Source organism: Tetzosporium hominis (assembly GCF_002265435.1).
GTDB classification, from domain to species: domain Bacteria; phylum Bacillota; class Bacilli; order Bacillales_A; family Planococcaceae; genus Chryseomicrobium; species Chryseomicrobium hominis.
This window is the reverse complement of record NZ_NOKQ01000164.1, coordinates 1-266: the sequence shown is the minus strand read 5'-3', so window position 1 is coordinate 266 and position 266 is coordinate 1. Positions and strand designations below refer to the sequence as shown.

Genomic DNA, 266 nt, shown 5'->3' with positions numbered 1-266 from the left:
AGTCCTTTCATTCGCACTCATAAACGGCCCGTACTCCGCCGATCAGTTTCGGCCGCGTACGCGCTAATGTCACATGGGCTGCACCTAGACTGTTTTGAGAGACTCGTACAGGGACAGCCACCGGCTTCAGATGCATGCCGATAAACGTATCGCCGATGTCTATCCCGGCATCAGCCTGAATGGTTTCGACAAGAACAGGAGACTTCATCTGCTTAAACGCATAAGAAGCCATCGCCCCGCCCGCTTTCGGAACGGGTACGGCAGAA

At 54.5% G+C, this 266-nt stretch carries 1 protein-coding gene; it reads right to left on the bottom strand.

The genetic code is table 11. The annotated features are described in order from the left end of the window. Nucleotides 1-7 precede the first annotated feature (7 nt). A partial coding sequence (locus CF394_RS03540; RefSeq protein WP_133079794.1) for a DUF436 family protein occupies nucleotides 8-266 on the bottom strand: 259 nt, incomplete at its 5' end.